21 protein-coding genes, 1 tRNA gene and 1 other RNA gene are annotated in these 24,859 nt (G+C 61.6%); 12 read left to right on the top strand and 11 right to left on the bottom strand.

What is annotated here, in order from left to right; genetic code table 11:
* The 3 genes from Y708_RS0120095 to ffs form a co-directional block, all read right to left on the bottom strand.
* On the bottom strand, positions 1–1,346 hold a 1,346-nt coding region (locus Y708_RS0120095; RefSeq protein ID WP_028281368.1), incomplete at its 3' end, for a DNA polymerase III subunit gamma and tau.
* A gap of 9 nt (positions 1,347–1,355) precedes the next feature.
* A complete protein-coding gene (gene gluQRS / locus Y708_RS0120100) occupies positions 1,356–2,276 on the bottom strand; it encodes a tRNA glutamyl-Q(34) synthetase GluQRS (RefSeq protein WP_028281299.1) in 921 nt (306 codons plus the stop codon).
* Positions 2,277–2,303: 27 nt separating this feature from the next.
* An RNA gene (gene ffs, locus Y708_RS28765) (signal recognition particle sRNA small type) lies at positions 2,304–2,400 on the bottom strand.
* Between the two features lie 102 nt (positions 2,401–2,502).
* On the opposite strand from ffs, the gene Y708_RS0120105 reads away from it, so the two are divergent.
* Positions 2,503–2,590: transfer RNA gene (locus tag Y708_RS0120105), tRNA-Ser, on the top strand.
* A 147-nt stretch (positions 2,591–2,737) separates the two neighbouring features.
* Here the strand turns inward: Y708_RS0120105 and Y708_RS0120110 are convergent.
* Complete coding sequence (locus Y708_RS0120110; RefSeq protein ID WP_028281300.1) at positions 2,738–3,637, bottom strand: oxygenase MpaB family protein; 900 nt, start codon at positions 3,635–3,637, stop codon at positions 2,738–2,740.
* A 75-nt stretch (positions 3,638–3,712) separates the two neighbouring features.
* Here Y708_RS0120110 and Y708_RS0120115 point away from each other — a divergent pair, with 75 nt between their 5' ends.
* Positions 3,713–4,207 (top strand): glutathione peroxidase, encoded by a 495-nt coding sequence (locus Y708_RS0120115; RefSeq protein WP_028281301.1) that lies wholly within the window; start codon positions 3,713–3,715, stop codon positions 4,205–4,207.
* A 46-nt stretch (positions 4,208–4,253) separates the two neighbouring features.
* Here Y708_RS0120115 and Y708_RS0120120 read toward each other — a convergent pair whose 3' ends face one another.
* Positions 4,254–5,129, bottom strand: a complete 876-nt coding sequence (locus Y708_RS0120120; RefSeq protein WP_028281302.1) for a Cof-type HAD-IIB family hydrolase — start codon at positions 5,127–5,129, stop codon at positions 4,254–4,256.
* A 121-nt stretch (positions 5,130–5,250) separates the two neighbouring features.
* On the opposite strand from Y708_RS0120120, the gene Y708_RS0120125 reads away from it, so the two are divergent.
* The 5 genes from Y708_RS0120125 (at position 5,251) to Y708_RS26725 (ending at position 9,914) form a co-directional block, all read left to right on the top strand.
* Positions 5,251–5,877, top strand: a complete 627-nt coding sequence (locus tag Y708_RS0120125) for a DUF4352 domain-containing protein (RefSeq protein WP_051479226.1) — start codon at positions 5,251–5,253, stop codon at positions 5,875–5,877.
* The gene (locus Y708_RS26715) at positions 5,870–7,240 is read left to right on the top strand and encodes a multicopper oxidase domain-containing protein (protein WP_081747066.1); all 1,371 of its coding nucleotides are present in this window, start codon (positions 5,870–5,872) and stop codon (positions 7,238–7,240) included. Before Y708_RS0120125 ends, Y708_RS26715 begins: the two co-directional genes overlap by 8 nt.
* Positions 7,237–8,862: a multicopper oxidase domain-containing protein gene (locus Y708_RS30585; RefSeq protein WP_216699855.1), complete on the top strand. Its 1,626-nt coding sequence runs from the start codon at positions 7,237–7,239 to the stop codon at positions 8,860–8,862. The genes Y708_RS26715 and Y708_RS30585 overlap by 4 nt, the downstream gene beginning before the upstream one ends.
* Before the next feature lie 82 nt (positions 8,863–8,944).
* Entirely contained in the window at positions 8,945–9,244 is a 300-nt protein-coding gene (locus tag Y708_RS0120145) for a type II toxin-antitoxin system VapB family antitoxin (protein ID WP_028281305.1), read from the top strand.
* Positions 9,237–9,914: a LytR C-terminal domain-containing protein gene (locus Y708_RS26725; RefSeq protein WP_051479228.1), complete on the top strand. Its 678-nt coding sequence runs from the start codon at positions 9,237–9,239 to the stop codon at positions 9,912–9,914. The genes Y708_RS0120145 and Y708_RS26725 overlap by 8 nt, the downstream gene beginning before the upstream one ends.
* Positions 9,915–9,964: 50 nt before the next feature.
* On the opposite strand, the gene Y708_RS0120155 is transcribed toward Y708_RS26725, so the two are convergent.
* The 3 genes from Y708_RS0120155 to aceA all read right to left on the bottom strand — a co-directional run bounded on the left by Y708_RS0120155 (position 9,965) and on the right by aceA (position 13,754).
* Positions 9,965–10,660, bottom strand: a complete 696-nt coding sequence (locus tag Y708_RS0120155; protein WP_028281306.1) for a DsbA family oxidoreductase — start codon at positions 10,658–10,660, stop codon at positions 9,965–9,967.
* 66 nt (positions 10,661–10,726) lie between these two features.
* On the bottom strand, positions 10,727–12,346 hold the full coding sequence (aceB, locus tag Y708_RS0120160; RefSeq protein WP_028281307.1) for a malate synthase A: 1,620 nt from the start codon (positions 12,344–12,346) through the stop codon (positions 10,727–10,729).
* 103 nt (positions 12,347–12,449) lie between these two features.
* The gene (gene aceA, locus Y708_RS0120165; protein WP_028281308.1) at positions 12,450–13,754 is read right to left on the bottom strand and encodes an isocitrate lyase; all 1,305 of its coding nucleotides are present in this window, start codon (positions 13,752–13,754) and stop codon (positions 12,450–12,452) included.
* Positions 13,755–13,875: 121 nt separating this feature from the next.
* Here aceA and Y708_RS0120170 point away from each other — a divergent pair, with 121 nt between their 5' ends.
* Together Y708_RS0120170 and Y708_RS0120175 are read left to right on the top strand one after the other, a co-directional pair.
* Positions 13,876–15,360 carry a helix-turn-helix transcriptional regulator gene (locus Y708_RS0120170; protein WP_035777042.1) on the top strand — a complete coding sequence of 495 codons (1,485 nt, stop codon included), beginning with the start codon at positions 13,876–13,878 and terminating at the stop codon, positions 15,358–15,360.
* 19 nt (positions 15,361–15,379) lie between these two features.
* The gene (locus Y708_RS0120175) at positions 15,380–15,940 is read left to right on the top strand and encodes a CGNR zinc finger domain-containing protein (protein WP_253905901.1); all 561 of its coding nucleotides are present in this window, start codon (positions 15,380–15,382) and stop codon (positions 15,938–15,940) included.
* A gap of 61 nt (positions 15,941–16,001) precedes the next feature.
* Here Y708_RS0120175 and Y708_RS26730 read toward each other — a convergent pair whose 3' ends face one another.
* Positions 16,002–20,024, bottom strand: coding sequence for a S8 family peptidase (locus tag Y708_RS26730; RefSeq protein ID WP_051479229.1), 4,023 nt, complete (start codon positions 20,022–20,024; stop codon positions 16,002–16,004).
* A gap of 359 nt (positions 20,025–20,383) precedes the next feature.
* Between Y708_RS26730 and Y708_RS26735 the strand changes: the two genes are divergently transcribed.
* Positions 20,384–21,565 (top strand): polysaccharide pyruvyl transferase family protein, encoded by a 1,182-nt coding sequence (locus Y708_RS26735; RefSeq protein ID WP_051479230.1) that lies wholly within the window; start codon positions 20,384–20,386, stop codon positions 21,563–21,565.
* A 4-nt stretch (positions 21,566–21,569) separates the two neighbouring features.
* Here Y708_RS26735 and thiD read toward each other — a convergent pair whose 3' ends face one another.
* Complete coding sequence (thiD, locus tag Y708_RS0120190) at positions 21,570–22,388, bottom strand: bifunctional hydroxymethylpyrimidine kinase/phosphomethylpyrimidine kinase (protein ID WP_028281311.1); 819 nt, start codon at positions 22,386–22,388, stop codon at positions 21,570–21,572.
* A gap of 98 nt (positions 22,389–22,486) precedes the next feature.
* Between thiD and Y708_RS31295 the strand changes: the two genes are divergently transcribed.
* Positions 22,487–22,921, top strand: a complete 435-nt coding sequence (locus Y708_RS31295) for a hypothetical protein (protein ID WP_253905902.1) — start codon at positions 22,487–22,489, stop codon at positions 22,919–22,921.
* A 107-nt stretch (positions 22,922–23,028) separates the two neighbouring features.
* Positions 23,029–23,730, top strand: coding sequence for a queuosine precursor transporter (locus Y708_RS0120200; RefSeq protein ID WP_253905903.1), 702 nt, complete (start codon positions 23,029–23,031; stop codon positions 23,728–23,730).
* A gap of 67 nt (positions 23,731–23,797) precedes the next feature.
* On the opposite strand, the gene Y708_RS30100 is transcribed toward Y708_RS0120200, so the two are convergent.
* Positions 23,798–24,745, bottom strand: coding sequence for a type IV toxin-antitoxin system AbiEi family antitoxin domain-containing protein (locus tag Y708_RS30100; protein ID WP_028281314.1), 948 nt, complete (start codon positions 24,743–24,745; stop codon positions 23,798–23,800).
* Positions 24,746–24,859: the final 114 nt, after the last annotated feature.

Here is a 24,859-nt window from a genome sequence, read left to right on the forward strand (position 1 = left end):
TGACCACCGGGAGAGGGCTGGGGGGTGTTTGGTTGACCACCGGGAGAGGGTTCCCCCGCGTCTGGCCGGCTGGCTGTGGGTTCCTGGTGATTGACCGGGGCGGCTTGCGGCCGCGTGGAGATGGGGTCTGGTCGACCGTCGGAGGACGCCGACTGAACGGCCGCTGCCTCGGGCACACCCCCCGCGTAGTTCAGACGCCGTTCGATCCTGTCCACACGGGCAAGAGTGCCCTGCTCCGACTGATCGGCTGCGGGCAGCAGAATCCTGGCGCACAACAACTCAAGGTGCAGCCGCGGCGAGGTGGCGCCGGTCATTTCGGTGAGAGCGTCATTGGTGATGTCGGCTGCGCGGGACAGTTCCGCACGTCCAAGCTGCCCGGCCTGGGTTCGCATGCGGTTGAGTTGGTCCTCCGGCACACCCCGGAGAATGGCGGAAGCACTCTCCGGAACCGCGTTGACAATAATGAGGTCGCGGAACCGCTCCAGAAGATCCTCGACAAACCGCCGCGGGTCGTGCCCGGTTTGAATCACGCGGTCGATGGCGCCGAACACCGTGGAAGAGTCTCCGGCGGCGAAGGCGTCCACCACATCGTCAAGCAGCGAAGCGTGTGTGTAACCAAGCAGCGACACCGCGAGCTCGTAATCCAAACCGGCGGAGTCAGCGCCCGCCATCAGCTGATCCAACACGGAGAGCGAGTCACGGACCGATCCGCCGCCTGCCCGGATCACCAGGGACAACACTCCCGGGGCCACCGGTATGCCCTCCTGATTGCACAGCAGATCGAGGTATGCCATCAGAGGCTCAGGCGGAACAAGCCGGAAGGGGTAGTGGTGGGTGCGGGAGCGGATGGTGCCAATGACTTTGTCAGGCTCAGTCGTGGCAAAGATGAATTTGATGTGCTCCGGCGGCTCCTCCACGATCTTCAGCAGGGCATTGAACCCCGCGGAAGTGACCATATGTGCCTCGTCGATGATGAAGATCTTGTAGCGGTCCCGCACGGGCGCGAAGGTTGCGCGTTCCCGCAGGTCACGGGCGTCATCGACGCCGCCATGCGAAGCAGCGTCAATCTCGATCACATCCAGGCTGCCTGAGCCGCCTCGGGCAAGTTCCACACAGCTGTCGCAGGTTCCGCACGGCACAGGTGTTGGCCCCTGCGCGCAGTTCAGGCAGCGGGCAAGGATACGGGCGGAGGTGGTCTTACCGCAGCCGCGCGGACCGGAAAACAGGTAGGCGTGGTTGACCCGGCCTTTTTGAATGGCGGTCATGAGTGGTTCGGTTACATGCTCCTGGCCAATCACGTCCGCGAATGTTTCCGGGCGGTATCGGCGGTAAAGGGCTGTGCTCACAGAAGAACCCTATCTGTTGGGTGTGACGGTTGCATCCCCGGTGGAGGGCAGGTGGGAGGGCTCAACAATCCACGGCTCGCGAGGCACCCGCGAAACGTCGAAGACCTCCAGTGCATCGGTCAACGGGCCTTCGGGTAGCCCCAGTGATCGAAGGATCAGGTTCCGCACGGACACAGCGTCCCATCCCAGGCCGGAGAGTGACCCCAGGGTGACTGCGCCGTCCCGCTTGGCCAGCCGCCGTCGTTCTCTGTTCAGAGCCAGCGGAACGTGTGCGTACTCAACCCGTGGCACATCAAGCAGGGTGGCAAGATAGGCCTGGCGGGGCGCGGAACTGAGCAGATCATCGCCGCGGACTACCTGATCCACACCTTGGGAAGCATCGTCAACAACAACAGCAAGGTTGTATGCGGGCACACCGTCGTTGCGGACCACCACAAAGTCATCCACGGGCCCGGTGAATGAGCCATGCAGTGTATCGGTGACCGTCCACTCCTCCACGGCAGAGCGCAGACGCAGAGCCGCGGGACGTTCGGAACGCAGCCGGGACCGCTCGCTATCGGAAAGCGAGCGGCACGTGCCTGGGTAGTGGCCCGGGAGCAGGTGGGGTGCGGAGGCGGCTTCGGCTATGTCGCGCCGCGTGCAGAAGCACTCGAACAGGAGGCCGTTGCGCTGAAGGTGGGCGACGGCGTCGTCGTACACGGCTGTCCGTTCACTCTGGCGCACAATTGCACCGTCCCAAGCGAGCCCGACGGCGGCAAGTTCAGTCAGCTGCGCGGCTTCAGCTCCCGCGCGGACGCGGTCCAGGTCCTCGACCCGGAGCAGGAACCGGCGGCCCGTTGACCGGGCAAACAGCCACGCGAGGATGGCCGTGCGGAGGTTGCCCACATGCAGCTCGCCGGTGGGGCTTGGCGCAAAACGGCCGGCGTTCATTGCTCTCCTTCCGGGGGGATCTGGAAATGAGAAGACCCCCCATGCACCTGCCAGAGCCCGCTTACCCTTGCTACCTTCCGGTCCTGGGGGAGTTCAACAGGATGACACCACATGAGGGGCCGCGTAATAGTCTACAGGCTCCTAATCGAAGTGCTGAAACCCCGAACCGGGCACAGGATTCGGCGGTTCACGGTTGTATGGGTATTCTGGTATCTGCTCCAAATTAGGAGGATTCGCCTAGCGGCCTATGGCGCACGCCTGGAACGCGTGTTGGGTTAACGCCCTCGGGGGTTCAAATCCCCCATCCTCCGCCAAACAAGAATGGCCTTGACCCGTGTGGGTCGGGGCCATTCTTGTGTCCTTGGCGTGGCGGCGCAGAATCGCTGGCTTGTGGCAGGTTTCGCGGATCCCTGGCCACGCAGGCTGCTATAAGGCAACGAATCTGCGGGTTAGATGCTTGATTACCCCCGCAGCCGATCGTGCCTGCGCAGTGCCGCCATTTCCGTGGGCCCCCGCCGTCCCAGCCCCAGCTTGATGAACCCCAGTACCAGCATCACGGCAGGTTTCACCGGCAGCTTCAAGGGCCCCACATGGGGCACTGAAATGCCGAGCAGATCCCGCTGTCGCTGGGTGAGCGTGGCCACCGCACCCACAAACAGAATCCGGTAACCCAGTCGCTGCGAACGCGGCAGGGGCGGGTTGCGGATGTAGGCCAGCGCATCCTGGACCTGCGCGCTGTCCGTGAGCTCGCCGTCGTACTCCGCCAACTGATCCCGTAACTCACGCGCGCTGCGCGGTGGATCCGTCACGCCCATGAGTTCGCCGGCCCGCGCCCACTGCGCCACGTACTGGTCCGCGCCGCCCGGGAAGCGGAGGCCGTAGCTTTGGTGGGCTGCGAGGAACCCATCGGTGAAGGCCAAGTGAACCCACCGGAGCAGATGCGGCTCATTGGCTTGATAGACGTGTTCGACGCCGGCAGCATCCTCATACACGCCGGTCACCTTTTCATGGAGGCGCAGCACCCACGCCGAAGCACTCCGGGCGGCGTCAGTGGAGCCGTACGTGACAGTAAAGATCCAGCGGATGGTGTTGGCCAGCCTGCCGAGGGGGTCCTCCCGGAAGTTCGAATGGTGGTAGACGCCCGCCATCGCTCCCGGATGCAGCGCCTGCAACAGGAGTGCGCGGATCCCTCCCACGGTTGGCGTCATGGAACTGTGCACCGACCAGACGGCTGAACCGGGAGCGAAATAGCCGGTGTCATCGCCCTCCGCCAGTTCCTCGGTCCACCGCGGAGGCTCGGCCCCCGTCCCAGTGAAAGTATTCTTGAGTTCGATTCGAAGCCGGGTGAAAACAGACGCCATGACTCCAGTATGCGTCCAACCCATCTTGCGAATCACCGGTGACGAACCACTTCAAACACACATCTGAGGAGAGACATGCCAGCGAACAACCTTCACGAGATCTCCCTGACCATGAATGACGGCGCGTCAAAGTCCTTTGGGGACTTCAAGGGCAGGACGGTCTTGGTGGTTAATGTGGCTTCGCAGTGTGGGTTTACGCCGCAGTACGAGGGTTTGGAAAAGCTGTACCAAAAGTATTCGGATCAGGGATTTGTGGTGCTCGGCGTGCCCTGCAACCAGTTCATGGGCCAGGAGCCGGGAACAGATGAGGACATCCAGTCCTTTTGTTCAAGCAGCTTTGGGGTCTCCTTCCCGCTGACCAAGAAAGCCGATGTCCGCGGGCGGAATCAGCACCCGCTTTACTCCGAGCTGACCAAGTTCAAGAACGGTATTCTGCCGGGCCTGGTTAAATGGAACTTTGAGAAATTCTTGGTGAACGACGACGGCACGGTGGTTGCGCGGTTTGCCCCCACTATGGAACCTGAGTCGGAGGAAGTGGTTGCCGCCATCGAAAAGGCCCTGCAGTCCTAATCTCCTGCCATCGGGTCAACAGAAACGACTGGTCCGCGGGCGGATACTACGTTGATTCTGCTGACTCGATGACGGACCGGACGCAACGCGCCAGGAATGCCGCACCGGCGTCGTCGTTGGTCAGGTTATCCTCCGTGAGAACGGCGTAGGGCTTCTCCGGGACACCGTCCGCAGGGCGCACATCCACATGGGCCACGTCGAAGCCGTGCTGGTGCAGGTAGTCTGCCATTGCGTAATCGGTGCGGGAATCGCCCACGGTACGCCACCTGTGTGGAACGCTCGCGCCGAGCAGGCGCAGTGCCCGCTGTGCACCCAGGTCCTTGCCCAGCAGTACTGATTCAATGTCGGTGGAAATAATGGTCGGGTCGATCCTGTAGTCAATGTTGTCGTCGCTGTCCGGCGCATGATGCGCAAGCCGGCACACACCCATGTTGAACTGTTCCATGAGGCGAAGCGTGGCGGCGTCGAACTCGTCCTGCTCCGCCAGGTATGCCTGATTGTCCACATCGGTGCGCTGCTCCACCGACACCATCGCGTGCTTGGTTTCGTCGAAGAACATATGACCGGCGAATTTTTCCTCCACCAGTTCGCGGACGGCTGCCCCAAAGCGGTCCGGCAGGGCAAGGTCCTGATCAACATTGAGCTCCCCGGCGCCATCGGCGTCAAAGCTGAACCACACGGCACCCTTCTCGCAGATCGCGTGGAACGTCACACCGTCCGGGATTCCAGTCTCCAGCATGGGTATCATCACCTGTTCACGGATGAAGGAATCGGAGCGCCCGGTGTTGAAGACGATGGGCCAACCCGCCCGGGCCAACTCAATAAGATCTGCAATGATTCCGGATCGGACAGTGCGGGTCAGCGGGCTGGCGACGGGGCCGTCCACGTCGAGCAGCAGGCCAATCGGTGCGGGGGAGGTCATGGTTCATTATGGACACCGGACGGTCGGCCGCCGAATTTCAGGTCACATGATTTCTCCAAGGTAGTCGAACGAAAATTGCCTTCTGCAGCATCCACGGGAACTCTGCGAAGGCGGAAAATTGATGAAAACCATCGAGAAGACCGCGCTGGACTCGTCGAATGCGGTTGACCTATTGCCTGGGGAGGCGGCCGAGTCTTCGAACGGTCTGACGCGAAGAGTGTTTGGCGCATTAGTTGGTGCAGGTACGGCCGGAATTCTAGGCAGCTGGGCACTGATCACCGCAGGTGGGGAGCAAGACTGGGTTCCAACCTCATTTGGCGGGGTGCGCATCGCCGCGGCCGAACGGCAGGCGCGTCTGGGTGGGCGCGACACCCCTGCCACCCACTCAACCCACGGCGCCGCGGCCGGAGGAACCCAGCCGGCCAATCACACCTGGGGCGATCACCTGGTGGTGAAGCTTGAGGTCCGTAACGAAAGTGACAGGGACGTGCTCTTTGCTCCCGGACAGCTTAGGTTGCGAATCGGGGTCAACGGACCAAGCGTCACCAACCGGGGCGCGGATGTGGCCAAGGAGATTTTGGCCGCCGGCTCACGCCGCGCCTACTGGATCAGCTATCTGGTCCCGACCGGTGAGGCGGACATGAAGACCGAGTTCACAGATCCGTGGGGAAGAAGCCGGGCGCCGTTGGCGCTTGCCCTTCCCTCAGTGGTGAACCGCCCTGGATCGATGGAGGCAGGACATGAGTGAGACTGTTGGAAGAACCGACTTCCTCAAGCTGGGGGCTGCGGCGGGACTTGCTGCAGCAGCGTTGCCCCTGCTGCAGCAACCCTCCGCGCGGGCTCGGGTATCGGCCCGGCTGCCTCTCGCGCTGCAGTCGGTGCCGGGAGTGCTCGATCTGTACATCAACGAGGGCTACCTGAAAATGGTTGACGATTCGCTGGTCTATCACCGCGGATTTGGCGACCGGCCCACGGTGCTGCAGGATGCGAATCCGAGCCTGAGAACAGTCCCAAAGGTCTTCACGGTTGAGGGCGAAGTGGTGGAAAGCCGGAGCTACCCGCTGGATGCGGAATTGCCGCCGCGGGGGACGCCGCAACCAAAGTCGCCCGATCCCGCCAACCCTGGGCAGTTCTTCGTGCGCCGAAACTATTGGGCGAGTTATCTTCCCGAACGGACCATCGTGGCGGAGGTGGGCAGCACAGTGCGGTTCCGGGTGCAGAACCGGCTTGCAAAAACCCATGCGTTCACTGTTCACAAGGCCGGGCCGGGTGGAACCGACCTGACCACCGGGCCAATTGCACCTAATGCTGTCGCCACGCTTGAGTTTTCCTGCCCTCCTCCCGGCACATATATCTACTCGGACCCAACCAATACGCCGGTGGAACGCGTCCTGGGTTTGTTTGGTGTTCTGCTGGTTATGGACCCGGTAGCGCCCTGGGATATCGCCCCCGGTCTCGCCTCCTTTGAACGGCAGTGGGTGTGGATAACCCACGCCGTGGAATCCAACTGGGCGGAGCTGGAGGCCGCGGGCCACACCGTGAACCCTTTGCAGACTCCAGCTGAACCGAGGTACTTCACCCTCAATGGTCGAAGTGGCTTTGAGTCATTGGGAATCACCGAGGACAATGCGCTGAACCTGGCCAGTGAGGAGGAGACTCTGATCTCCGGTTTCCCTCGTCAGCTCGACGTCCGGCAGTTCGGTGAAGGCACAGAGTTGGGATCACTTCGCGGTGGCCAGCTGGTGCGCCTGATCAATCCTGGGATCTGCTTTCACCAGATGCACTTTCATGGCAATCACCTGTGGACGGTGAGGCGCAACAACGTTGACTGGCCCCGCCATGAGGGCTTCGTGGACCCCGACGGACATGTGGTCCTCCAGCAGTGGGAAGACGTTGTGGAGCTTGAGCCGATGGACGGCAAGGACTGCATCCTCCCCATCAAGCGTCCTCCGGACGCGATCGATCCAGTCTGGTTTGCCCGGACCACCGATTGGGTATATCCGATGCACTGCCACGCTGAACCGTCCCAGACCGCTGCCGGCGGGTTGTATCCCGGTGGCCTCGTGGGGCACTGGACACTGAAGAGCCCTAACACTGGAGGCACAGGATGAGTGCTTTAAACATTTTCCCGAAATCCACCTCGAAACGCCGCTCAAAGCGCGAGATTGAGAGGGAGCTGGAACTAAAGGCCCGACGTCGGGCAGACGAGGAACGACGCCGCGCTGAGGCACTGCGAAAGCAGGAAAGAGAGCGTGCGGAGAAGGCGCGGCGCAACGCTGAGAAGGCTGAACTAGCTCGCCGCGAGGCTGAGAAGCGAGCAAAGGAGCGGGCTGAGAAGGCGCGAAAGGAAGCCGCGGAGAAGCGCCGGCGGGAAGAAGCCCGTAAGAAGCCAACGCCGACCCCCAAGCCCACCTCAACGCCAACCCCCAAGCCCACCTCAACGCCGACCCCCAAGCACACCTCAACGCCAACCCCCAAGCCCACCTCAACGCCGACGTCGACGCAGACGGCTTCTCCCAAGCCGTCTCCGTCAGCATCGGCCAGCGCAACGGCCACGGCGATCCCCACCACTACGGCCACGGCGATCCCCACCACGCCGCCGCCGGCGCCTTTGCCACCTGATGACCAGACGCTGCACCACACGTTCCGCAGCCAGGTGGACTTCAGCTCCGAGCAGTTGGAGCTGGATCAGCCAGCCAGTGAATTTTTGCAGGTGCCCGGAACGTATGTGGAGCTTGAACTGTCGGGCCAGGATCTGCTGATGGATGACGGTGCCGAATTCGAGTTCTGGGTCTTCGATTCGCCGGACCTGGAACGCAGCCTCCCTTCGCCTACCCTTCGGCCGAGGGAAGGAGAGATATTCCAGGCGCGCGTTGAACCGAGCAAAGGGCCGCACACAATCCACTGGCACGGTATGGAACCCGATCCGCGCAATGACGGGGTTGGACATACGTCGTTTGAAATCGGCGACTTCTACACCTACCAGTGGCAACCCGAGGCCGGTCGGCCCGGGGACCCCAATTACGGTGCTGCGGGAACGTATTTTTACCATTGCCATGTCAATACGCCGCTTCATGCGCAGATGGGATTGTTCGGAGCGCTGGTCATTGATCCCGTGGTGCACCCAGACTACCCGGTGAGCGCAGGTGCCCGCAGACCTTTTGTCGATGGACCGGAATACGACATTGATACAGAAACTATCATCATTCCGTATTCGGTCGATCCGCGCTGGCACGAAATGGACCACGCGGCTGGCCTGTCGGGGGAGGATGTGGGGCTCAACCGGTATGAGCCGAAGCACTTCTACCTTTTGGGTGGCGAATTGGCCCGGCTCCCGGGCGGCAGGGAGAAAGTGTGGAACCTTCAATCCATTCGGGCCAATGTGGAGGGCGGCCCCCGCAAGCCGACACTGTTGAGGACGCTCAATGCGAATTACCTTCCCACGCACATGTACTTCACGGACCTGGACGGCGTGGAGCTCAAGATGGCTGAGCTGATTGCCCATGACGGTCGGGCATACCGCGACACGTCACATCCCGGCATGCCATCACCGCCATGTATTGACGCGGGTTATCCGTTAACCACGGGGAGGCTTGCATTTGGGGCTGCGGAACGGTATGATCTCCTGTTGCGTCCGCCGGCCCCCGGGCAGTACCTGCTCAGAGTGGAATGGGAGCACTGGATCACCGGAGAGATACTGGGCACCCGGACTATTCCGATTACTGCATCCTGACTGTCGTAACCATTTGGCCACGACATGAGGGCTTGCCGACGCATATATTCCCTTGCGTCACTATCTTGCCTAGTCTGTATTGGTGATCTTCAAAGCTGTGAGTGATGGACGCCCCTACCCCGACCATGGACATGTGACTCCAAAGGACTGGGCGGGCGTGGCTCCGCGCCAGGTGCGGCTGGACGAGTTGGTGACAACCAAGACCACCTTGGACCTTGAAGCGCTCCTGGCTGAAGATTCCACCTTTTTCGGCGACCTCTTTCCGCATGTTGTCCAGTGGAATCAGACCCTGTATCTGGAGGACGGCCTGCATCGCGCCGTGCGGACAGCCCTGCACCAGCGAACCATTCTGCACGCCCGCGTGCTGGTGATTGATGACTGACAAACGGCCGCCGGAGCTGCGACCCATCAAGTCGCGTAAGAACCCGATCGAATGGCATGGTCACCGGATCGTCACTGAGAACGATCTTGAGTCGGCTTTCGGGGATGACGGTAACGTGGAGCGTCCGCATGTTTACATGCGACGACTGCGCCACGGGATTGTGCTGGTGATTCTGGTGGGCTTAGTCACCGCCGCCGTGCTGGTTGCACTGGGAATCAGCCGGGGCAACATCCGCATCGCCGCTCTGGAGCCGGAACCGGTTCCCACCAAGCCCGGATGCCCGGCCGGACCGTTCGACTTACAGGACCCGGCCACGGTTGACGTCAATATATTCAACAGCACCAACATCACCGGGTTGGCAGGAACCGCCTCCGAGGTTCTCGCCGAGCGTGCTTTCGTGGTGGGTGAAGTGGGCAACCGGCCGGTGAATCGCACCGGTATGACGGCAATCGTGGTTTCAGGACCGAACGGCTACCCTCAGGCGTTTACGGTCCAGCGGAGCATTCCTGACACCGTATATGTTGAGGATGAACGCACGGATGCGTCGGTGGACGTTGTGGTCGGATCCGGCTTCAAAGCACTGTTGCCGGCCGAAAGCGTCGACGCGACGCCTGGGGGACTGGTTTGCATACCTGCCTCCGAGACCGCCTCGGCGGAACCCACATCTTAAGTAGAAACGCTCCCGCGATTTTCCGCGGGAGCGTTCCGGATGCTTTGCGGTCAGCAGCCGTTGGGACCGCAGGTTTCGCCGTCCTGTGAATGCCCGACGACGACCAACGGGTTCGCTTCCTGCCACGCCTTATCCAGTGCTTCCCTGAACAGCTCGGCTGGCTGGGCGCCGGAGATACCGTATTTGCGGTCGATCACGAAAAACGGAACGCCGCTGATTCCCAGGGTGCGTGCCTCCCTGATGTCGTGGCGGACATCATCGGCGAAGCGGCCGGTTGACATGGTGTCGCGAACGTCCTCTTCACTGATCCCCAGCCCAGCGCCCAGCTTCACCAGGAAATCGACGTCCGATGTGTCTTTGCCCTGCTCAAAGTGCGCCGACAGGATCGCCTCCTTGGCTGCGTCTGCCTTGCCCAGGGATTTCGCGAGATGTAGAAAGCGGTGAGCGCTGAAGCTGTTTCCAACCACTACGCTATGGAAGTCGAAGTTCAGCCCTTCGCCTGTTGCCTGGGCGGACAACTGCTCCCACATCTGCTGGACCTGTTCCGGTTCGATGCCCTTCCGCTCCGCCAGATACTGCTGTTCGGTGCCGTCATAGTGGTCCGGTAGATCGGGATCCAGCTGGTAGCTCTTCCATGTCACCTCGACCTGGTCACGGTGAGGGAATGTCTCCAGGGCCTTCTCGAACCGCCGTTTCCCCACAAAGCACCACGGGCATTTCACGTCTGACCAAATTTCAATCTGCATACTTCGCACAACGTGTCGGCGGCAGGGTGATATTCCCCGCCGCCGCGCGCGGAGATCCGGGACAGGCTAAACCGCGGCCAGTTCCCGGCTCTCATGAAGGTACCGGGCATACGCCGGGACCGTGAGGAATGCGGGGAACTCTGCGCCGAGGGCAACCTCCTCAAATATCTCCTTCGCGTCATCGAAACGGTCGCCGTCACGGCGCTCCATTGCGGCGAACTCTTCGTCGAGCAGTTCGGTGACCCATTCGCAGGTGATGATCTCGCCGTCGTCGGTCACTGCACTTGCGTTGATCCACTGCCAGATTTGTGAACGGGAGATCTCCGCCGTCGCCGCATCCTCCATCAGGTTGTTGATGGCGGCTGCGCCGTTGCCCCGCAGCCAGGATTCGATGTAGCGGATGCCTACCTCGAGGTTGTTCCGGATTCCCGTTTCCGTAATGAGGCCTGCGGTTCCGGCGATGTTCAAGAGGGCCTTGTCATCGGGTGTGACGTCTTCGCGCAGCCGTCCCAGCTGATGGGGCCGCTCGCCGAGCACTTCGTCAAAAACCTCCATGGCCACCGGCACCAGGTCCGGGTGGGCAACCCATGACCCATCAAAACCGTCAGCGGCTTCGCGCTGCTTGTCGGTGCGCACCTTTTCGAGCGCGACGGCGTTGGCCGCCTCGTCGCGGCGGCTGGGGATGAACGCAGCCATGCCTCCGATCGCGTGGGCGCCCCTGCGGTGGCAGGTGCGGACCAGCTGTTCGGTGTAAGCGCGCATGAACGGCGCCGTCATGGTGACCATGGTGCGGTCCGGCAGCACAAACCGTGGGCCGCGGGTCCGGAAGTTCTTGATCACGGAGAAGATGTAATCCCACCGCCCGGCGTTCAGCCCGGCCGCGTGCTCGCGCAATTCGTAGAGAATCTCCTCCATTTCGAACGCTGCTGTGATCGTCTCGATCAACACTGTGGCACGGATGGTGCCTTGAGGAATGCCGAGCAGCTGCTGCGCCTGGATGAAAATGTCGTTCCAGAGCCGGGCTTCCAGATGGTTTTCGATCTTCGGCAGGTAGAAGTAGGGTCCGCGGCCCTGCGTGATCAGGGTATGGGCGTTGTGGAAAAAGTACAGCCCGAAGTCCACCAGCCCACCGCTGATTGGCTTGTTGTTGACCAGCAAATGCTTCTCGGGCAGGTGCCAGCCGCGAGGCCGCACCACGATGGTGGGAGCCTGCTCCCCGAGCCGGTACTCCTTGCCCTCCGGTGAGGTGAAATCGATCCGGCGGGCCAGTGCGTCTTGGAGGTTCAGCTGCCCGTTGATCACATTGGACCAGCTGGGCGTGGAGGAGTCCTCCATATCCGCGAGCCACACTTTCGCGCCCGAGTTCATGGCGTTGATGGTCATCTTGCGGTCAACCGGCCCGGTGATTTCGACGCGGCGGTCCGCCAAACCGGGCGCTGTGGGCGCAACCCGCCAGCCGCCGTCGTTCCTGATGTGTGCCGTCTCCGGCAGGAAACGCGGATCAGTGCCGTTGGAAATGCGGGCGCGTGACTGCTCCCGGAGCTGGAGCAGCTCCTGGCGGCGGGTGGAGGTGGATTGGTGCAGCTTCCTCAGAAACTCAAGGGCCCCGGGAGTCAGGATCTCGTCCTGCCGCTGGATGACCGGAGGCGTCAGGGTGATGCCGTTCACGGTGATCGAGTCATTCATGGTGTGCTTCCTTCAGGTGGAGGTAATCGACTCTCCCCAAAGTGACGTTCCCAGGGCATTTTGGGGGGTGAGAACGTCACTTTGAGGAGAGTCGATGCGGGTTCTAGTGGAACTGCTGTGCCTCGGTGGACCCGGCCAGGGCAAGGGTGCTGCCGGTCGGGTTGAGGGCGGTGGCCACCTGATCGAAGTAGCCCGTTCCAACTTCACGCTGGTGTTTGGTTGCGGTGTAGCCCCGTTCCTCTGCAGCGAACTCGCGCTCCTGCAGATCCACGTAGGCGCTCATGCCGTCCCGGGCATAGCGGTGGGCCAGATCGAACATGGAGTAGTTGAGGGCATGGAATCCCGCCAGAGTGATGAACTGGAAGGTGAAGCCCATGGCGCCGAGTTCCCGTTGGAACTTGGCGATGGTCGCGTCATCCAGGTGCTTCTTCCAGTTGAACGACGGCGAGCAGTTGTAGGCGAGCATCTGGTCGGGGAACTCCGACTTGATGGCCTCAGCGAACTCCTTCGCCAGCGCCAGATCCGGCTTCCCAGTTTCCATCCAGAGCAGGTCGGCATATGGTGCGTAGGCGCGGCCGCGGGCTATGCACGCTTCGAGCCCGTTGCGTGTGGTGTAGAAGCCTTCGGGGGTGCGCTCGCCGGTGATGAAGGGCTGGTCCCGCTCGTCGACGTCGGACGTGATCAGCGTTGCCGCTTCGGCATCCGTTCGGGCAACAATCACGCTGGGAGTGCCGGCGACGTCGGCCGCGAGTCGCGCCGCGTTCAGCGTGCGGACGTGCTGCTGAGTGGGGATGAGCACCTTGCCGCCCAGATGGCCGCACTTCTTCTCCGATGCCAGTTGATCCTCCCAGTGAACTCCAGCGGCGCCCGCCTGGATCATGGACTTCATCAGCTCATAGGCGTTGAGGGGGCCGCCAAAGCCGGCTTCGGCGTCGGCAACGATCGGCACCAGCCAGTCATCCACCGTCGAGACGCCCTCGGCCCACTCAATCTGGTCCGCCCGGAGCAGCGCATTGTTGATCCGCCGCACAACCGTGGGTACGGAGTTTGCCGGGTACAGGGACTGGTCCGGGTAGGTGTGGCCGGAGTTGTTGGCGTCCGCCGCGACCTGCCAGCCCGAAAGGTAGATGGCCTTGAGCCCGGCTTTGACCTGCTGCACGGCCTGGTTGCCGGTGAGCGCACCAAGCGCATGGGTGTAATCGCCGGTCTGCGCCTGCTGGGTGAGCTGCTCCCACAGCTTCTCCGCGCCGCGGTGGGCGAGCGTGTGTTCCTCCTGCACGCTGCCACGAAGACGGACGACGTCGGCCGCCGTGTAATCGCGCTCGACACCTTCCCAGCGCGGATTGGCTGCCCACTCCAGTTCGAGTTCCCGAGCGTCGTTCCCGCTGTGGTTTCCATCCTGCGTCATAACGTCGTCTCCTTGTCAGGGGCATCTTCGCCCGGTGTGAAATCAACAATTCGCTAGTTCCTCCGAAGGCACCAGAGGTATCTCATGGAAAGAAACGCACTTCTTCGCGTATCCTCAAGAAATGATAACTCCAACCTGGAATCGCGCCCGGCCAACGCCCGAGGACGACGGTGCGCGCGACGCCCAGGACGCCATCAGTCTGGGACGGCGCATCCGCCATCTGCGCAAGGGCAAGGGCATGACGCTCGGCGACCTTGGTGCCGTAGTCGGTACCGCTCCGTCCCAGCTCTCGCTGATGGAGAACGGCAAGCGTGAACCCAAGCTGGGGATGCTGCAGGGGCTGGCCCGGGCGCTGGACGTCACCATTGACCAACTGTTGGGTTCGGAGCCGCCCACGCGACGCGCGGCCCTGGAGATCGAGCTGGAGCGGGCGCAGCGCGGGCCATTGTATGAGTCGCTTGGACTGCCGAAGGTGCGGATTTCCTCGCGCCTACCCACGGAGGTCCTGGAATCCTTGGTGGGCCTGCAAAATGAACTGGAACGCAGGCTCGACGAACAAGTGGCCACGCCGGAAGAGGCGCGTCGGGCAAACGCAGAACTTCGCGGGATCATGCGCAAACAGAACAACTACTTTTCGGAGATCGAGGCCGAGGCGCAGAAGGTCCTGGATTCGGTAGGACACACAAGCGGACCCATGTCCCAGCACATCATCGCGGACATTGCCGCCCACCTGGGTTTCACGCTGCATCATGTGGGTGATCTGCCCCATTCCACGCGTTCAGTGACGGATTTGAAGAACCGCAGGATTTACCTCACGCAGTCGCAGCGTACCGACCATGACCCGCGGTCAGTGCTGCTGCAGGCGCTTGGCCACTATGTGCTGCAGCACCAGACCCCGGAGAACTACCGGGAGTTCCTGCGTCAGCGTGTGGCCACCAACTACTTTGCCGCTGCACTGCTATTGCCGGAGCGGCCAGCCGTTGAATTCCTGCGGAAAGCGAAGGCGGCCAAGGAGATCGCCGTCGAGGATATCCGCGACGCCTTCGCCGTGTCCTACGAGACTGCCGCGCACCGGTTCACCAACCTGGCCACCGAGCATCTGGACATCCCGACCCACTTTCAGAAGACCCATGAAAGCGGCATTATCTACAAGGCCTACGAGAACGACGGCGTCACCTTCCCCCAGGATCACACGGGCGCCATCGAGGGCCAGCCGTCCTGCAAACGATGGACTTCCCGGGTGGTCTTTGAGGTGGCGGACAAGTTCCGCGCCTACAACCAATACACGGATACGCCCTCCGGAACGTACTGGTGCACCGCACGGACGGAACACTCCGCCGGCGGGGAATTTTCCCTCAGCATCGGCGTCCCGTACGCGCACGTGAAGTGGTTCCGGGGGAGGGATACCACCATCCGGGAGAAGTCGATGTGTCCGGACGAAGCGTGCTGCAGGCGGCCGCCGTCGTCGTTGGCTGATTCCTGGTCAGGCAACGCCTGGCCCAGCGCGCGGGCGCACTCACACCTGCTGGCCGCCATGCCGCCCGGGGCGTTCCCCGGTGTGGACGAGACCGAGGTGTACTCCTTCCTCGAAGCCCACTCCCGATAGTTGTACAGTGGACGCGTGAATGACAGGAGCCACAATGCTGTTTGCCAATGACACTGAGGATGCGCTGAGAACCGCCGCGGCGCTGATCAACACCGACGACGACGGCGAGGAGCACCTGCCCGACGTCGCGTCGCTTTCACGGTTCATCAATGAATGGAAGTGGACGGGGAATCTTGCGGTGGACCCTACGGAGCTGGAGGCGGTGCGGGCGCTGCGTCCACGGCTGCGTAGGGTGTGGGAGGGTGACGAAACCCAGGTTGTCGAAGTGTTGAACGGACTGCTCCGGGAGTTCAATGCGTTGCCGCAATTGGTCAAGCATGACGACTGGGATTACCACGTCCACGCGTCGCCTCCGGAGGCACGGATCTCCACCCGGATGGCCGTCGAAGCCGCGATGGCCTTTGTGGACCTGGTGCGAACAAAGGAACTGGGCCGACTGGGGCACTGTGAGTTTCCGGGCTGCAACAACGTGGTGATTGACCTGTCGAAGAACCGGTCCAAGCGGTTCTGCGACGCTGGCTGCGGGAACCGGGCCGCGGTAGCCGCGTACCGGGCGCGGCAAGCGGAAAAGACGGCCTAGATTAAAAAGTGGTGACCACCCGTTTCCGGATGGCCACCACTTAGTTAATGAGTGCTAGAACCTATGGGTTGCAGCCTCCATTTTCATCACGGTAGTCGAGCAAACGAACCATGAACGCGGCCATCTGCTCACGGGTTACGGCATCGTACGGGCGATAGGTAAATGTGCCGTCCGCTTCCTCCCAGCCGAGAGAGATTTCCGTGTCGCTCATCCACGAGACTTCCTTGTGGAACACGAAGTCAGGGTTGATGTCGGCAAACGGCTTGGTGGCCGGTGCTTCGTAGTCCGCAGCCGCTGCGATCATGCAGTACTCGCCGGCGAACCGGTACATGAATGCTGCCATCTGGTCACGGTTGACCGGTGCAAACGGGCGGTAGGTCGCGGAACCGTCAGGTTCTATCCAACCTTCCGATATGCCAGTTGCGTGCATCCACGTCATCTCCTTGTAGAAGTGCTCTGTGTTTGCACCGGGATCCCCGGGACCGTTCAAATCGGCAAACGGCGAAACGTCCGGAGTGTCGAACGTCGGTTCGCCGGCCAAACGGTACAGGAACGCCGCCATGACGTCTCTGTTGACCGAGATGAACGGACGGAACGTGTAGGTGCCGTCATCCTCAAGGTAGCCCTCCGTGATGCCGAGATCCGCGATCTGCTCAACGAACTTCTTGTGGTCAGCGTTTCCGATGTCCGTAAACACCCGCTTGCCTACCTGAATTGGAACGATTTCGTCCTTCAGATCGGTTGCATTGTGGTGGTGGAGGAACAGTGCGCTGGCAGCCTTGACGCCCTTCTGGCGGTTGACGTTCAGCGTGCTGCCGTCGGCCGAGAAGAACGACGCAGCGTCGGAGTCCGTTCCTTCAAACCACAAGGCCGGCTCGGTGACGTTGAAGTCGATCCAGTCGGTGGTGTCCACCGGTCCGCCTGAATTGCCGTCCTCATCAACGTTGAAGGCACTTGAGGTTGACACACGGTACTGGATCGGCGCGGAAGCATTCAAGGCTTCAGTACCCATTCCCAGTTCGCTCACGGGTACCGGCAGTGTGATCACGTTGGTGTCGAACGTGTTGGTGTCGGTGCTGCCATCAACGCCGTTGGCGAAATACAGTTCGCTTTCGAACAGTGGAGTGCCGTCATCCTGGATGGTCACAATCTCAAACAGGATCATGTCCAGGGTGGGGAGGCCGATGTCCGAAGGCCTCAGCGTCTGGACAACGTAGTCCACAGTGTCGTCACCGTCGGTGTCAATTTCTACCGCTACGCCGTTGTTGCCTGCAAGCTGAGGCCAGTTCTGCCACGTACTGACACCGAAGTTGAGTACGGCTGACGGTACTGCCGGATCTGCTTCCGCATCGCCTGCAGGATTGCCGCCAGCAGCCTTGACTGCAGGAACGGTGGACGCTGCGCCAACTGCGCGGAGGTCAAACGAATACAGGGATTCGAGTGGACGATCGTTGGTCCGCGGGCTTTCAGCACCGAGAACCAGAGGGGAAACGATCGAAGCATATGCGGATTCCGCACCCTCGTCGGTCACAATCCCCTGGGCAAGACCCCTGCCCTCGAAAGCAATCGTGGTCTCTGTTTCCGAAGCATTCTTGAATGGGATGGTAGGTCCGGCCGAGATGTCCGACGTAGGCTTCGGAGCCGAGTAAACCGGCACGCGAAGTTCCTGGTCGTCCGCCCCGAGCAATTGGACACGACCGGACACGTCAGCAAGGTACTGCCTCGGTATTCCGCCCAACTGAAATTCCTCAGCTGCGGGATCGATCGTTTTTGCCAGGGCGGCTGGATCGGCGATGCTCAACGTCACATCAAGCGTCGCTGCACCATTGGCTGGTACCTCGATCACCTCGGGTGAGACGGTGATCTCAGCGCCCGGCATGGTCGATGCCTCAAGGTAGCTCGCCTCGTAGGAGAGCACGCCGTCGGACTTGTTCTCCACGGTGACCTGCTTGGTGACAACAAGTGCCTCCGTACCCAGTTCCAAAACACCGAAGTTCACTGAGGTGAGCGCTGGCTGGTCCGCCGCGTAGGCAAGAACCCGGGTATCGAGTGCCTGGATGGCGTCCACGCGTCCCGAACCAACACGGTTCGGTGCGTAAGCGATTCCTCCCTCGGTCAGCAGATCATGCGTTGCCGTATTCATGATCATGCTCTTGATCTCATACGGGTTGAAATCTGTTGCAGAGAAGAGAAGCGCCGCGATACCGGCCGTGTGCGGGGCCGCCATTGACGTACCGCTCTTGACCGAAGCGCCGGTGCCGGTGCCAACCTGAACAGATCCAATGGAGACACCGGGTGCGGCTACGTCGGGCTTGACCACGCCGTTGGACCCGTGCACGCCGCGTGAAGAGAACGACGCGAGGGTGTCCAGTGCGTTGGAGGGGCCCGTTGCCGTTGCCTGGAACGCAGGATCGAGCTGTAGCACCAGCGTTCCTGCTTCTGCGGCGGGCATCAGCCTGGTGGTGTCCTGCGCCGTGAGCTGGATGCCGGGAATGGCTGCGTTGCCACCGATACCGGCGGGGAAAATGTCAAGCGTAGTGCCGATGACAACTCCGCCGTATCCTGCATTGGAGGCATTGTTCCAACGAGGGCCGGAGCCGCACTCACGGGTGGCATCATTGTCATCCCAGAACAGCCACACCCACTTGCCTGCGTTGACCCCGGCTGGTGGCAGTGCGGCGCACCCGTCATTGTTAGCACCATCCGGGCCCATCACCACTTCTCCGCGAAGCGTGTCTGGAGTGACTCCCTCAGCTGCGTAGTCGAAGTTCACGGTGTACTGTCCGGCCGCAGCTCCTGCCACGTCGTCCGGTGCAAGCACATCAACACGGTCCAGTGTGAGTTGCGAGCCAACGCTCGCTGCAACCGTCAGTGCGGATTCGGCACTTCCCGGGGAGCCGCCGATGTCATAGACATCCCCGTCATTACCGGAGGAGACAACCGAGAGTACCCCCTGCGCGGTCAGCGCGTTGACTATGTCGTTTTCGGGGTCGTCGTAGGCGGGGAACGAAGATCCCAGTGACATATTGACAACCTGTGCGCGGTCATCGAAGTTGCCGTCGCCGTTGGGGTCGAGCACAAAGTCCAGTGCCTGGCCAACAACGAGGCTGGAGCCCACGCAGCCAAACACGCGAAGGGCAACCAGCTGAGCTTCAGGTGCGGAGCCCGGTCCGATGCGCATTGCGTTCACGCCATCCGTGTCGAGTTCGCTGTAGTCGCCTTCGAAGGTGGTGCCGTCTGCGTTGACGCCGTACCCGGCGGCCGTGCCGGCGACGTGGGAGCCGTGGCTCTGGCAGTCGAGGGGGTTTAAGTCGGGCACGGGTTCGCGGTTAGCGGGATCCGGTGAACCAGCGTCGTAGTTGTCGCCCACCAGGTCATAACCGCCCACAAACTTGGCAGCATCAAACAGTGCCGGATCCGGTTCGGCGTCGGCCTTTGCCTGCTCGAATGCTTCTATGGTGCCGGGTCCGCCGAACCCTGAGTGTGTGTAGTCGAGGCCTGTGTCCAGGACCGCGATAGTGATTCCCTCGCCCGTGTTGTCCCGGCCCGTCCAGGCCTCAAGGGCACGGGTATCAATGTCCGCTCCCTTGTTCTCGACGGTCTTGGGCACAATGCCGGTGATCTTCACAACGTCGGGTCGTGCGGCGAGTGCCTTGATCGCCTCGGCATCACCCTGGATCGTAACACCGGGAATTGTGTTGGTGGTGGTGTAAAGCTGGGAAGCGGAGGCTTCGGCAGCCACTGCCTCAGCCTGGGCTTCAATCGATGCGCGGATGTTCCTCACATCGTTCGCCCGGTTTACCGGAGCCTGGAGTCCATTTCGCACGGCGGCGGGCTGAGTCTGTTCGAAGGCACCTTTGCCCGCAAACTGAACGTAGGCTGCGGTTGGTCCGGTCTGATCCTTGAACTCGCGGCTGATCTTGAGATCGGGCACCGTCTGATAGTTGAGTCCTTCAGCGGTGGGACTGTCCGAATCAGGCGCCTCCACTGCTGAGGCGGGCGCCCACATACTGGAAGCCAGAACAAGGCCGGTTAGCGATGCCAACACAGCCTTCCCCGTATTCCGGTGGTATGACTTGCTCATACTTCTCCTTAGTAAGGATCAGTCAGGGCCATCCCGCCGAGTTCTGATGAGTTCCCCGCAGTACTGCTGACACAGGCCTTGACAGATGTGAGTGACGATTTCCCGAGAGTTCGAAAGAGTGCCAGCAGTATTGTTTGTGCATTGCCCCCAGCGAACCGGACCCCGCACGCTTAACAGCTTTCTGTGTGTTGGGTCACAAGTCAACGGTCCACACATTAATAACTTTGTTAATTCAGGCAATAAGCTGTGAATCACCTGAACGCCGATGCGTCAAGGGGAAGTTTTCGCTCGAAACATGCCCGGGCCTGCAGCGAACATCCCGATCTAACAGCTTGAAGAACGCTGTAAGATCCCTGAGTGTGAAGCGACCACTTTTCTACTTAGTCTCCTGCGCTGGACACCCTAACTACGGGGATGAAATCATCGCTGCAGGCTGGCTGCGGTTCCTGGCCGAGCGGCATCCCGAGGCCGACATCTGGTTGGACTGCCCCAACCCCGGCACTGCGTCTCTTCTCTTCGAGGGCATCCATCCCAGGCTGAACGTCACCAACACGCTGTGGAGGGCGTGTTGGGATGCCGGTACGCACTCCCCGGATGACATTGCGGCACATGTGACCAAGCTGGTGCGGGACTACGGTTCCCCGCTCTTCGATCTGGGGCTGGAGAAACTTCGTCAGGCCGACAGCCTGCACCTGCTGGGCGGCGGTTACCTCAACGCAATCTGGCCCCACAACGCGGGTCTGCCGGTAGCGATGACCGCAGTGCGTGAGATCACCGGCTGCAGACTTTACGGCACAGGTCTCAGTCTGGTCCCCTTCAACGAGGACTCCGCGTACCTCGCGGAGGCGCTCGCGGAGTTTGACCAGGTGAGCGCGCGCGACGCACCCAGTGCGGAACGCTACTCGGTGACTCACGGCGTGGATGACGCCTTCCTTGCCGTTGACCACGAGCTGGCCCGCGGACTTGCCCGCGGAGACAACGCCGACGTGGTGATCAGCGTCCAAAGCGATCAGACCTCTGCGGACATTTTTGATGACGCCGTAGCGAAGGCCCGCGAAGTGGTGGGCCGTGTCCGTGAAGCCGGCAAGGTTGTGAAGTATGTCGAAGCCATACCTGGCACCGACTATGCAGGGTACGAGGCGCTTTCCGACCTGATTCCGCAGGAGAACTTCGTTTCGTTCAGCTCCGTCTGGAAGGACGGGCTGCCCCTGCGGGAAGGTCAGACGTGGTTCACCACCAGATTCCATCTGCACTTCATCGCGGCCGCGGCGGGAGCCGAAGGCGTGGCAATAGGGATCAAGGAAGGCTACTACGACATCAAGCACGGCACGCTGCTTGAGCAGGGAACCGGGTGGGCTTACGGCACCCGGGAATCCCCTCCCGGCGAGCCATCCAGGGACAGGACGTTTCAGAACGCCTTGAAGGCACGGGTGACAACCAAGTGGGCTGAAGCGGACGGCATCTATCCCGTCAGCAAGGAGACGGAGAGTGCGGACGTCCCGGTCAAGGACGGTTGGCTTTCGAGACGTCGACGGCCCTGACGGTCTACGCCCGCGCGGTCGCCGCTCCACCCTGCCAGACGGCGTCGAACGGGGCGTTGGACGCTACTCTGTTGCGAATCCCTTCAGTAACAAAAGCCTTTGCGGTGCGCGCAGCCTCGAGGGGTGTGGCGCCCTTGGCGAGCTCAGCTGTTACCGCCGCAGCCAGCGTGCACCCCGCACCGCTGACGGCAACCTCGCCCACCTTAGGTACGCTGAGCACCTCCAGGGACACGCCGTCGTAATAGACGTCAACGGCGTCCGCACCTTCCAGCCGCACTCCGCCCTTCGCGAGGACGACGGCGCCGCTCATCTCGTGGATCCGCTTCGCGGCCTCCTTGAGATCCTCCATCGTGTGGATTTCCATGCCGGAGAGAGACTCGGCTTCGAAATGGTTTGGTGTAACGAAGGTGGCGAGGGGAAGGATCTGCGTCTTCAATGCTTGGTCCGTGTCCAGCGCGGCACCAGGTTCCTGGCCCTTGCAGATGAGCACCGGATCCAGCATAATATTTCGCCAAGGCTGGCTTTTCAGCGCTTTGGCCACGGTGTCGATTGTTTGGGGCGTCCCGAGCATGCCGATCTTGACGGTGTCCAGCTCATGGCAGGCCAGGATGGCTTCAAGCTGGTCGGCGATCACCTGTGCGTCCACGGGGACAAATCGGTGGTTCCAGTTGTCTTCGGGGTTGAAGGAAACAATGCAGGTCACCGCTGCTACACCGTAGGTGCCGAGCTCCTGGAACGTTCTGAGATCGGCCTGAGCGCCCGCGCCGCCGGTTGCTTCCGTTCCGGCGATGGTCAGGGTGATTCCGGGTGTTCTCTTATCCATCCTCCCAGTCTGCCCGACGGTGAAGGATCTGTGCCAATGCCTGGGGAGGGGCCGGGCAACGCCCTGGACCTTCTCCGAGGACCGGTGAGTGAACCCGCGTGGATCCCGCAATGACGGCTGTCATGTGGCTCTCACCAGTTGGGCGCCGTCGTCGTAGTTTCCGTCCTTCACCCTTTTGCCCCTTTGATGAGACCGACAATGTCTTCCACGATCTTTCGCACCACAGGCAACCTCGAAAGGATGACGAGCTAGGAAATGAGGGAAGCCGCATTGCCGATGAGGCGGCGCGTGCGCTGCTGATGAGGAGATCTGTCGCAGCCCCACAACAAGGTGACGCCCATGTAGGCAAGCCACAGCACTTTGGGCAGGTCGTCGTGGATTGCCAATGGGGGCTGCGGGCGCGCGCTGGTGACGGCCTGTTTGAAGAGCGCGATCGACTTCCCGCGTGCGATGGCGGATTCCTCGCTGAAAGGGCTGACGTTGGACGTCGGCTGGATTGCGACGGCAATGAAGTTGGAACCGAAGGATTTTGAACGCGTTCAAAACGTGGAACGGCTGGTCGTGGCAGAATTGTTGTGCCCGGGGGCAGCCGGGCGTCAGTGCTAATACAGCGCGCCTCAGCGGTGCGCAAACCACTTCGATGAATGAGAAAACAATGACTCAGCTGCAGGAGCGCGCCCGCGCGAAGTTCGCCAAATCTGGAAGCACGTACTTCGCCATCATGCTGGCGGTGCTTGCCGTCGTCGTCATCCTGTCCAACATCGGCGCGTCAAAGGGCGTCCTTTTTGGCCCAATCATCACAGACGGCGGCTTCTTCCTCTTCCCGCTCGCATACATCCTCGGTGACGTGATCAGTGAGGTGTATGGATTCAAGGCCGCGCGCCTGGCGATTATTGTGACGTTTGCGCTTTCCGCCTTTGCCTCGCTGTGCTATGTGATCATCATTGCGCTGCCAGGCTTCGACGACGACTTCGGCGCGTCCAAGCAGGCCGCACTTGAGGGTGCGCTGGGGCCGGTTCCGTTGATTGTCCTGGCTTCGCTCCTCGCGTTCCTCGTAGGGCAGACGCTGAACTCGTGGGTGCTTGTCCGCATGAAGGCGCGATTCGGTGAACGGCGGCTATGGGCACGGTTAATCGGGTCAACCGGAGTGGGCGAATTCGCCGACACCCTGATCTTCTGTGCCATTGCGGCCTCCGTCATAGGGATCACTTCGTTTGGCGGGTTCCTCAACTACCTGGTCTTCGGTTTCCTGTACAAGACTCTTGTTGAGGTTCTGCTCCTGCCCGCTACCTCGCTGGTGATCCGTTGGGTCAAGAAGCGGGAGCCCAGCTACGCGGCTTAGACTGCCGTCGGGCTGCAGCATCGTCGGTTTAGCGCGGGTTCGTTGGGAAGTCCCGTCGAACCTGCGCCTAACCGACGAGTTTCCGTTGAGCGGACCATGCCCGGAGGATCCGCCCCCGAAGCGCCGCTTCGTCGAAGAGATCCTTCCACTCGATGCGGATGAACGTCCAACCCTCTTCCATCAATGCCTTCTCGCGTCTGCGCTCCTGATAGAGGACCTCCCGCGTGGGGGCATAATCGAAATACTTGGTCTTGCCGTCGAACTCGAGTGCGAGCTTGAGGTCCTTCCACGCGAAGTCCAACCGATGTTCGCCGTGGCGAGTATGAACAACCACCTGCTGTTGTGGCAGCGGGATGGACAGCCCCTGAATGATGGCCCGCGAGAGAGACTCGCCTGGCGATTCCGACAGCGCGCTGGCGTTCTCCACCACGCGACGGGCGAGCTGGATGCCTTTATGGCCGGAAAGTCGATTGACGATTTTTTGGAGTTCCTGCCGGGTGGTTCCCATCCGCATGCCGTGGTCGGCCACAATCAGGCCCTGCTTGTAAGAGAGAATTCTGGCGCAGTCCACCACCGTACGGGCCAGTGACGTCACCTGGACCCCGCAGCGAAGTGCGGTTTCACCTTCCCGAAGGTGCGAAAAATGACGTACAACGTGGGCAGCGCGGTCCCGTGAGGCGCCAGCGAAGGATTGAGTGAGGTGGATCCTGTCGTCAACGTCCCATAGATGCAGGCCGAATATTCGAGCGGCTGACGTGTGGCTGTAGCTGACGGGCACAGAAGACGAGGCAACTATCGTTCGGTTGTGCGCATGGACTCGTTGGAGGGCGCGCTCGGACTCGGAGAGTTGACGCCAGGGATTTCCGGCCGCGTAGCACCCCCATTGAACGCGCACGAGCTCCCGAGACTTTACCAGTGTGCCTATCCGCCGTTTGTTCAGACCCGCTTCAATCAGGTCGGATGTTCGCCAGAGGCCGCTCGATCCCTGCAGCCACTGTGGAATGTGTTGACTCATGACCACAGTCTCGCGCCCGACGCGGCTCCCCGGGCGTCCATTTGCTGCTATGTGGAAAAGCCCGGCTGCGGCGTTCGTCGGTTGGTGGCAGGTTCGTCGGGAAGTCCCGGTGAA

It is taken from the genome of Arthrobacter sp. H5 (assembly GCF_000520595.1).
Lineage (GTDB): Bacteria > Actinomycetota > Actinomycetes > Actinomycetales > Micrococcaceae > Arthrobacter_D.

Excerpts from the sequence above, each read along its gene's own strand:
- Y708_RS0120155 (WP_028281306.1), bottom strand. The coding sequence starts at position 10,660 with ATGCAGATTGAAATTTGGTCAGACGTGAAATGCCCGTGGTGCTTTGTG.
- Y708_RS0120170 (WP_035777042.1), top strand. The coding sequence starts at position 13,876 with ATGATAACTCCAACCTGGAATCGCGCCCGGCCAACGCCCGAGGACGAC.
- Y708_RS26715 (WP_081747066.1), top strand. The coding sequence starts at position 5,870 with ATGAGTGAGACTGTTGGAAGAACCGACTTCCTCAAGCTGGGGGCTGCG.
- thiD (WP_028281311.1), bottom strand. The coding sequence starts at position 22,388 with ATGGATAAGAGAACACCCGGAATCACCCTGACCATCGCCGGAACGGAA.
- Y708_RS0120125 (WP_051479226.1), top strand. The coding sequence starts at position 5,251 with ATGAAAACCATCGAGAAGACCGCGCTGGACTCGTCGAATGCGGTTGAC.
- Y708_RS26725 (WP_051479228.1), top strand. The coding sequence starts at position 9,237 with ATGACTGACAAACGGCCGCCGGAGCTGCGACCCATCAAGTCGCGTAAG.
- Y708_RS30585 (WP_216699855.1), top strand. The coding sequence starts at position 7,237 with ATGAGTGCTTTAAACATTTTCCCGAAATCCACCTCGAAACGCCGCTCA.
- aceA (WP_028281308.1), bottom strand. The coding sequence starts at position 13,754 with ATGACGCAGGATGGAAACCACAGCGGGAACGACGCTCGGGAACTCGAA.
- Y708_RS0120175 (WP_253905901.1), top strand. The coding sequence starts at position 15,380 with ATGACAGGAGCCACAATGCTGTTTGCCAATGACACTGAGGATGCGCTG.
- aceB (WP_028281307.1), bottom strand. The coding sequence starts at position 12,346 with ATGAATGACTCGATCACCGTGAACGGCATCACCCTGACGCCTCCGGTC.
- Y708_RS0120120 (WP_028281302.1), bottom strand. The coding sequence starts at position 5,129 with ATGACCTCCCCCGCACCGATTGGCCTGCTGCTCGACGTGGACGGCCCC.
- gluQRS (WP_028281299.1), bottom strand. The coding sequence starts at position 2,276 with ATGAACGCCGGCCGTTTTGCGCCAAGCCCCACCGGCGAGCTGCATGTG.
- Y708_RS0120200 (WP_253905903.1), top strand. The coding sequence starts at position 23,029 with ATGAATGAGAAAACAATGACTCAGCTGCAGGAGCGCGCCCGCGCGAAG.
- Y708_RS0120110 (WP_028281300.1), bottom strand. The coding sequence starts at position 3,637 with ATGGCGTCTGTTTTCACCCGGCTTCGAATCGAACTCAAGAATACTTTC.
- Y708_RS30100 (WP_028281314.1), bottom strand. The coding sequence starts at position 24,745 with ATGAGTCAACACATTCCACAGTGGCTGCAGGGATCGAGCGGCCTCTGG.
- Y708_RS0120115 (WP_028281301.1), top strand. The coding sequence starts at position 3,713 with ATGCCAGCGAACAACCTTCACGAGATCTCCCTGACCATGAATGACGGC.
- Y708_RS26730 (WP_051479229.1), bottom strand. The coding sequence starts at position 20,024 with ATGAGCAAGTCATACCACCGGAATACGGGGAAGGCTGTGTTGGCATCG.